Origin of the sequence: Aquidulcibacter sp., from assembly GCF_044346625.1 — a bacterium.
Lineage (GTDB): Bacteria > Pseudomonadota > Alphaproteobacteria > Caulobacterales > Aquidulcibacteraceae > Aquidulcibacter.
This window is the reverse complement of record NZ_JBIIYV010000110.1, coordinates 1-6,441: the sequence shown is the minus strand read 5'-3', so window position 1 is coordinate 6,441 and position 6,441 is coordinate 1. Positions and strand designations below refer to the sequence as shown.

Annotated in this window: 7 protein-coding genes; 6 read left to right on the top strand and 1 reads right to left on the bottom strand. The window is 55.9% G+C overall.

The features are described from left to right. Window positions 1–446 precede the first annotated feature (446 nt). On the top strand, window positions 447–968 hold the full coding sequence (locus tag ACIQ20_RS15400; RefSeq protein WP_395781841.1) for a phasin family protein: 522 nt from the start codon (window positions 447–449) through the stop codon (window positions 966–968). On the opposite strand, the gene ACIQ20_RS15395 is transcribed toward ACIQ20_RS15400, so the two are convergent. Further along, the gene (locus ACIQ20_RS15395; protein WP_395781839.1) at window positions 965–1,585 is read right to left on the bottom strand and encodes a TetR/AcrR family transcriptional regulator; all 621 of its coding nucleotides are present in this window, start codon (window positions 1,583–1,585) and stop codon (window positions 965–967) included. The two genes, ACIQ20_RS15400 and ACIQ20_RS15395, sit on opposite strands and share 4 nt — an antisense overlap. Window positions 1,586–1,752: 167 nt before the next feature. Between ACIQ20_RS15395 and ACIQ20_RS15390 the strand changes: the two genes are divergently transcribed. The 5 genes from ACIQ20_RS15390 to ACIQ20_RS15370 all read left to right on the top strand — a co-directional run bounded on the left by ACIQ20_RS15390 (window position 1,753) and on the right by ACIQ20_RS15370 (window position 6,286). After that, window positions 1,753–3,441, top strand: coding sequence for an alpha/beta fold hydrolase (locus ACIQ20_RS15390; RefSeq protein ID WP_395781837.1), 1,689 nt, complete (start codon window positions 1,753–1,755; stop codon window positions 3,439–3,441). Window positions 3,442–3,543: 102 nt separating this feature from the next. Then, window positions 3,544–4,452 (top strand): alpha/beta fold hydrolase, encoded by a 909-nt coding sequence (locus tag ACIQ20_RS15385; protein ID WP_395781835.1) that lies wholly within the window; start codon window positions 3,544–3,546, stop codon window positions 4,450–4,452. Between the two features lie 14 nt (window positions 4,453–4,466). After that, on the top strand, window positions 4,467–4,979 hold the full coding sequence (locus ACIQ20_RS15380) for an ATPase (protein ID WP_395781833.1): 513 nt from the start codon (window positions 4,467–4,469) through the stop codon (window positions 4,977–4,979). Further along, window positions 4,979–5,731 carry a GNAT family N-acetyltransferase gene (locus ACIQ20_RS15375; RefSeq protein ID WP_395781831.1) on the top strand — a complete coding sequence of 251 codons (753 nt, stop codon included), beginning with the start codon at window positions 4,979–4,981 and terminating at the stop codon, window positions 5,729–5,731. The genes ACIQ20_RS15380 and ACIQ20_RS15375 overlap by 1 nt, the downstream gene beginning before the upstream one ends. A 54-nt stretch (window positions 5,732–5,785) precedes the next feature. Beyond that, window positions 5,786–6,286: a GAF domain-containing protein gene (locus ACIQ20_RS15370; protein ID WP_395781829.1), complete on the top strand. Its 501-nt coding sequence runs from the start codon at window positions 5,786–5,788 to the stop codon at window positions 6,284–6,286. Window positions 6,287–6,441: the final 155 nt, after the last annotated feature.

The window sequence follows — 6,441 nt, the reverse complement described above, 5'->3', positions numbered from 1 at the left end:
ATCACGACCAGGACCAAGCTCTCCCACGGTTTACGCCAAAGGGGACACACGGTCTCAAGGTCGCGGTGAAGGCTGGTTGCGCGACCAGCCTTCACTCGACCTCTCTATCACATCCAAAACACACAAGGGGGGTTCCTTTGTTGGGACCTATTTGAGTGGGAACCATGCTTAACCAAAGCCCGGCTAAGTGCTTCACCCCTCCGACGCCATCCCCGCCGAAGCGATAGCGCAGAGCGGGGACCCCTTGGGATTTTGCGGCGCAAGGGCCCCGATTGGCTGACGCCATCGGGGATGACAATTGGTTGGGAAAAAGGGGGGAGGGACTCCCCCAAATGCTGCACCGCAGCATTTAGTATGCGCTTTCTAAAACCGTGCGCTATACCTTGTTCATAGAACACCAAAGGGCTGCTCCTCCCCCCCACGCAGCCCGGTGAAGGAGAGATAAAATGACCGAAGCAAAGAAAGTCACCGAAACTGTTGAGACCGCACGTAGCGAAGGTCTCGAAATCGCGCGCAAGATCTGGTTGGCAGGCGTTGGCGCTTATGGCCGCGTTTATCAAGAAGCCGCTGGCCGCGTTGAAAAAGTAACCGGTGCGGCAAACGAAATGTTCGACCAATTGGTTGAAAAGGGCGAGCAAGTTGAAGATCTGGTGCGTTCCAGCATCTCCAAGAACGAAACCGCTGGCAAAGTGACCGAGTATGTCGAAAAGACAACCGCACAAGTGAAGTCGGCTTCGGAAACCCGCATCCATGATCTGGAAGAGCGTTTTGAAGCAGTCCGCAAGACTGTTGTCGAAACTGTGTCGCCATTCATCGACAAAGTTGCGCCAATCAATATCTTCGCCATCGGCGGCCAAATCGAAGCCTTGACTGCAAAGATCGAAGCTTTGACCGTAGAAGTTGAAGCTTTGAAGGGCGCGAAAGCTGCTCCTAAGGCTGCTAAGAAAACCGAAACTGAAGCTGCTTAAGCTGATTCATGATCCGGGCGGATAAAGCCCGTGATCGGCAACATGATCAGAGCGGCCGCGCGTGCGATAAGTGCGCGCGGCGTTTCTGTAACTGGGGCATCAAACTCCATCCGCACCAATTGGAAGGCAAGGCCTAGGGCAACTTGGTTGACTAGACCGTCAAAGGCTTCCTCGCTGGCGACAATGGCCTTTGAGGCGCGAAGCGCATGGAGGAGGCCGAAGGCCGCATCATGCTGGACCGCAAACATATGGCGGATCTGATTGGCCAATCGGGCATCGGCGCGGACCACGGATAAGGGCTCCCGGTAAGCAAAGCGGGCATCCCACGCCTCTTCGACCAATATGTGCACCCATGTCCAAGCGGTCTCAATTGTGGCGTCGGGGCCTGCGCATTTTTCCAGCGCGGCACTTTTGATGGCTTCTAATTCGCCAATATGGGCCGCCAGCAAAGCGGCTGCAATCTCGGCCTTGCCTTTAAAATGGTAATATAGGTGGCCGGGCGACATCGAGAGATGGTTGGCAATATCGACAGCCGCCAAGGCACCGAAACCTTCGCTGTTGAAGAGTTCGCGCGATTTGGTGAGGATTTTGTCCTTGGTAGGGCTTGATCCACTCATTTTTAGGTGTCCTTTAGCAGCCAGATACAGGCAAACGACGAAAATCCGTAACCAAACGCGCTTATCACAGCAGAAACGACTTCACGATTATCAATTGCCGTCATAACGTCGGTTCTGACAATGCTTGCGGGGGTCATTTAATGAATCTTCGGGGCGGGGAGGTCTGAATGTCGAAGCAGAAAATCAATCTTGGTGACGAAGCTGCACAAAATACCGTGGCCCTAACGGCCATGATGGGTCTGGCGCGTGAGGATTTGATGGGGGCTGTCGCGCTGATGATGCGCGAAGTAACCGCAAAGCCCGCCACGACCACCAAGCATCTGAAGGCCTTGGGCGATGATGTCGTCAAGATTTTGAAGAATGAAAGCGATCTGGCACCAGAAGCCAAAGATAAGCGCTTCCTAGATATTACGTTCAAATATAACCCGATCTATCGCATGGGCATGCAATATTATCTCGCGGTTCAAAAGAACGTTGGTACCTGGTTGGCTGATCTTGATTTAGACGAGATGGAGAAGGCCCGCGCCACCTTTGTTTCTCAGATGATCATCGACAGCATCTCGCCCACCAACACACTTGTGGGCAATCCGGCTGCGATTAAGCGCGCCTATGAAAGCGGTGGCATGAGCCTGATTAAAGGTCTGCAAAATGCCTATCGCGACATCACGGAAAATGGCGGCCAAGTCAGCCAAGTGGACAAGCGCCCATTCAAAGTTGGCGAAAATCTCGCGACCTCCAAGGGCGCGGTCGTCTATAAGACGGACATGATGGAGCTAATCCAGTATTCGCCAGCGACCGAGCAGGTCCATGCCATTCCGTTCCTGATCATCCCGCCACAGATCAACAAAGCCTATGTGAATGACCTCTCGCCGGATAAGAGCATTGTGCGCTTCTTGGGCTCGCTGGGTCTCACCACCTTCCTCGTCTCTTGGCGCAATCCACGGGTAGAGCATCGCAATTGGGGCTTGGCTGAATATGTCGACGAGCTGATCAAGGCGAGCGATGTGATCTTAGAGATCACGAAGTCGAAGAAGCTGAACGTCTCGGGCGCTTGCTCGGGCGGTATCACCACGGCGACCTTCCTGTCGAAATTGGCCAGCATGGGCGATAATCGCGTCAATGCGGTCAGCCTGATGGTGAACGTGCTCGACCCACAAAAGGACGATTCCGAAGTGGGGGCCTTGGTCTCTGAACATGGGATTGAATTGGCACGCCAACGCTCGGCCAAGAAGGGCATTCTCGAAGGCGATTCCTTGGGCCGGATGTTTGCTTGGATGCGCCCCAACGACCTCATTTGGAACTATGTCATCAACAACTATCTGATGGGCCAAGATCCGCCGCCGTTTGACGTGTTGTTCTGGAATAATGACACGACCAATCTGCCGGCAAAGCTGCACTCTGATTATCTCGACATGTATCCCAAACAGCCCTTCGCCAATCCGGGGCAGGTGGAGTTTGCGGGCCATATTGTTGACTTGACCAAAGTCACCAATGATTTGTTCGTCATTGCGGGCGTTACCGACCATATCACGCCATGGAAGGCCTGTTATCGCACGACCCAATTGGTGGGCTCTCCGAATATCGAGTTTATCCTCTCGCACTCTGGCCATATTCAGGCTTTGCTGAACCCACCGGGCAATCCGAAGTCGAAATATTATCGCAATGAGGGCAAGCCACCCCCAACCACCGACGAATGGATGGCGGGCGCAACCGAAGTGCCAGGCTCTTGGTGGCTCTTGTGGGGCGAATGGCTGAAGGCGCGCTCTGGCGCGATGAAGGCGGCTCCGGCAGAGGTTGGCAATAAGAACCATCCCGCAGGCGATGCGGCACCTGGCCGCTATGCGTTCAATGACTAAAATTGGTGTATCGACCTACTCTTTCCAAGCGTAAGTGTTTTGCAACCATCTTGATCGACCATAGTTTGCCCGGCTCAGGGATCGCTAAAAGGATTGTCTAACGTGTCATCAGCTACCGAAACGACAGGCCGCAAGGCCCAGTTCGAACGTGTCACCATCGGCGGACGCACCGTTCGCGCCGCCGTTTGGCGTACGGACCTACAAGGTAAAGCGGGTAAGGACCGTCCACGACCGATTCTGTTTTTCAATGGGATTGGTGCCAATATTGAACTGATGGCCCCTTTGGCCGATTGGTTTGTCGACCGAGATATCATCACCTTTGACATGCCAGGTGTGGGCAAGTCACCCAATCCGATCCTGCCGTATCGGCCTTGGATGATGTGCGCGTTTGCTGCCAAGTTATTGGATCATTACGGGTTTGATGTCGTCGACGTTATGGGCGTCTCTTGGGGCGGGGCGATGGCCCAGCAATTTGCGTGGCAAAACCCAAAGCGAACGGGCCGTCTCTTGCTCGCCGCGACCAGCATGGGCATGCTTATGGTGCCGGGCGACCCTGAAGTCTTGATGAAAATGGCCAGCCCCCGTCGCTATGTCGATAAGGACTATATGTTGGCCAATTTCCGCACGCTTTACGGGGGCGACACCAGCGGCTCGGACGGTCATGCCTCGCGCCTCCTACCACCGTCGACCATGGGCTATATGCAACAGCTGACCTGCATGATGGGCTGGACGAGTGCGTGGTTCTTACCCTTCCTGCAAGCCAAAACCTTGGTCATGATGGGCGATAAGGACAAGATCGTGCCCGAGATCAATGGCCGCTGGATCGCGAGCCTCGCGCCCAATGCCAAGCTGCACATCGTTCAAGGTGGCGGGCATTTGTTCTTGGTCTCGTTTGCTGAAAAGATCGTCCCCGTGATGCGCGACTTCTTTGATGAAGGCGAATTCTGGTATGGCAAGACGATGAAAGCTGAGACGGGCTCAGCCAAACCAGCAGCCAAAAAGGCTGCTTGACCGGGGAGGACGCCATGCGGATTTGGTTAGGTGTCGCGCTTGGGATGCTCTGCGCTAACCCCGCCTTAGCTGGCGTTCAATCCGCTTCGTCGAGCCAGATGGCTTTGGTCTATGATGTCGAGCTGGCGGGTGCCCCGTCTGATGCTTGGAAACATGTCGTCGATGTTCCGGCTTGGTGGTCCTCTGATCATACCTATTCGGGACAAGCCAAGAACCTAAGTCTGGATGTGCGGCCCGGTGGATGCTGGTGTGAGACTTGGCCCAATGGCGGGGTGGAGCATGCGCGCGTCTTGATGGCCATTCCCGGCAAAGCCTTGCGGATCGAGGGTGGCTTTGGCCCCTTGCAAGGGATGGCCGTGAAGGCGACCATGACCTTCACGCTTAAGCCTGCAGCAGACCCGACTAAGACCCAGCTTCATGTGGTGTATCTGGTCAATGGGGCATCAGAGTCCAAGCTAGATGGGCTGGCGGCCCCGGTTGATGGCGTTTTGACCACCCAGTTTGGGCGACTGGCCGCTTTGAAATAATGTCCGCCTCATCCATGCTTGCTGCCTTTGACCTTGGTCAGCGTCGACGGCCCGAGGGTGCCGCTTTGCCGTCCACTTGGGCGCAGACACCCCAGGTGACGCGCGATCATGGCCAGATCATTTGGCAGGACATTGAGGTGCCTTCCTATGAGGAGGCCATTGCGGTCGAGCTTGCCGTGGCAAGGGCCGCTGGGGCTGAGGACCTTGAGTGGAAGCTCTATTCTCATGACCAACCAGCAGGCCTCGCCCAAGCCCTAGAGGCCGCAGGGTTTGAGCGCCAGCCGACTGAGACAATCTTGGTTCGCGCCTCTGATTTAGGCCCAGCGACTCCTGTGCCCGGCCTAGAAATTACGAAAATCCAGACGTTGGAACAAGCCACGCATTGCTTTAACTTGGCGCTGCAAGCCTTTGGAAACAATTGGGATAAGACGCCTGAGGACTTGCTGAAACGGGCCTTGGGGGGCGAGCCGTTTTGGCTCGGCCTCTTTGAAGGCCAGCCTGTGTCAATGGGCCGTTTGACCCGCACGGAGGGGAGTGGGTTTGCCGGCCTTTATGGTGGGGCTAGCCATCCAGACTATCGCCGTCGCGGCTTTTATCGCCCTGTTGTACATGCCCGGGTGCAGGCGGCGGCAGAGATGGGCTGTAAATGGGTGTTCTCAGAAGCCTTGCCGACGAGCGAGCCGATTTTGCGTGCCCTAGGATTTGAGACTTTGTGTCAGGTGACGGGCTATCTCTACCGCTTCCAAGACTGAGACTTTTTGCGCGCACCACTGGCAAACAGCGTTCCGAAGCCATAGATAGCCGCCATGGCCGAAACCTTTTCCCCCGACGATCTCCCACTCGAAAAACCCGCCCGCTACCGCGAGGTCGAGGCAATGATTGCTTCTGTCGTGGCAGGCGAGACCAGCCACACCGCGCGTTATGCTACCGCCGTCAGCCTCTTGGTACAGGCCTTTGGCCCGCGCTTTTTCTGGACGGGCTTTTACGTGGTCGATCCCCTAAAGCCGACGGAACTGGTGGTCGGGCCTTATCAAGGCACGCTGGGCTGTTTGCGTATCCCGTTTGGCCGTGGCGTCTGTGGCACGGCGGCAGCATCAGGCCAAACCCAATTGGTCAAAGACGTGCACGCCTTTCCGGGCCATATCGCCTGCGACAGCCGGTCGAACAGCGAAATCGTGGTGCCGGTCTTTGATGCCTCAGGCGCCTTGGCCGCCGTGTTGGACGTGGACTCAACGGAGCTGGCGGCGTTTGACGAGGAAGATCAAGCTGGGCTTGAGGCGATTTGTGGGGTTTTGTTGCGGGGTTAGGGCGGTGGGGTGGGGGATGCAACCAACCTGTCATCAAGTCAGTTCAGCATGTGAGATGTGGACTGGTTTGAGGACAGCATTTGCGATGGTTACGAGTTTTCGGGCTACGGCGGCGAGAGCGAGTTTTTTTGGTTTTTTGTTGCTGAGAAGGTTTT

What these genes read in the sequence shown, in the direction of transcription:
- ACIQ20_RS15375 (WP_395781831.1), top strand. Translation starts at nt 4,979, where the DNA reads ATGTCCGCCTCATCCATGCTTGCTGCCTTTGACCTTGGTCAGCGTCGA.
- ACIQ20_RS15370 (WP_395781829.1), top strand. Translation starts at nt 5,786, where the DNA reads ATGGCCGAAACCTTTTCCCCCGACGATCTCCCACTCGAAAAACCCGCC.
- ACIQ20_RS15380 (WP_395781833.1), top strand. Translation starts at nt 4,467, where the DNA reads ATGCGGATTTGGTTAGGTGTCGCGCTTGGGATGCTCTGCGCTAACCCC.
- ACIQ20_RS15395 (WP_395781839.1), bottom strand. Translation starts at nt 1,585, where the DNA reads ATGAGTGGATCAAGCCCTACCAAGGACAAAATCCTCACCAAATCGCGC.
- ACIQ20_RS15400 (WP_395781841.1), top strand. Translation starts at nt 447, where the DNA reads ATGACCGAAGCAAAGAAAGTCACCGAAACTGTTGAGACCGCACGTAGC.
- ACIQ20_RS15390 (WP_395781837.1), top strand. Translation starts at nt 1,753, where the DNA reads ATGTCGAAGCAGAAAATCAATCTTGGTGACGAAGCTGCACAAAATACC.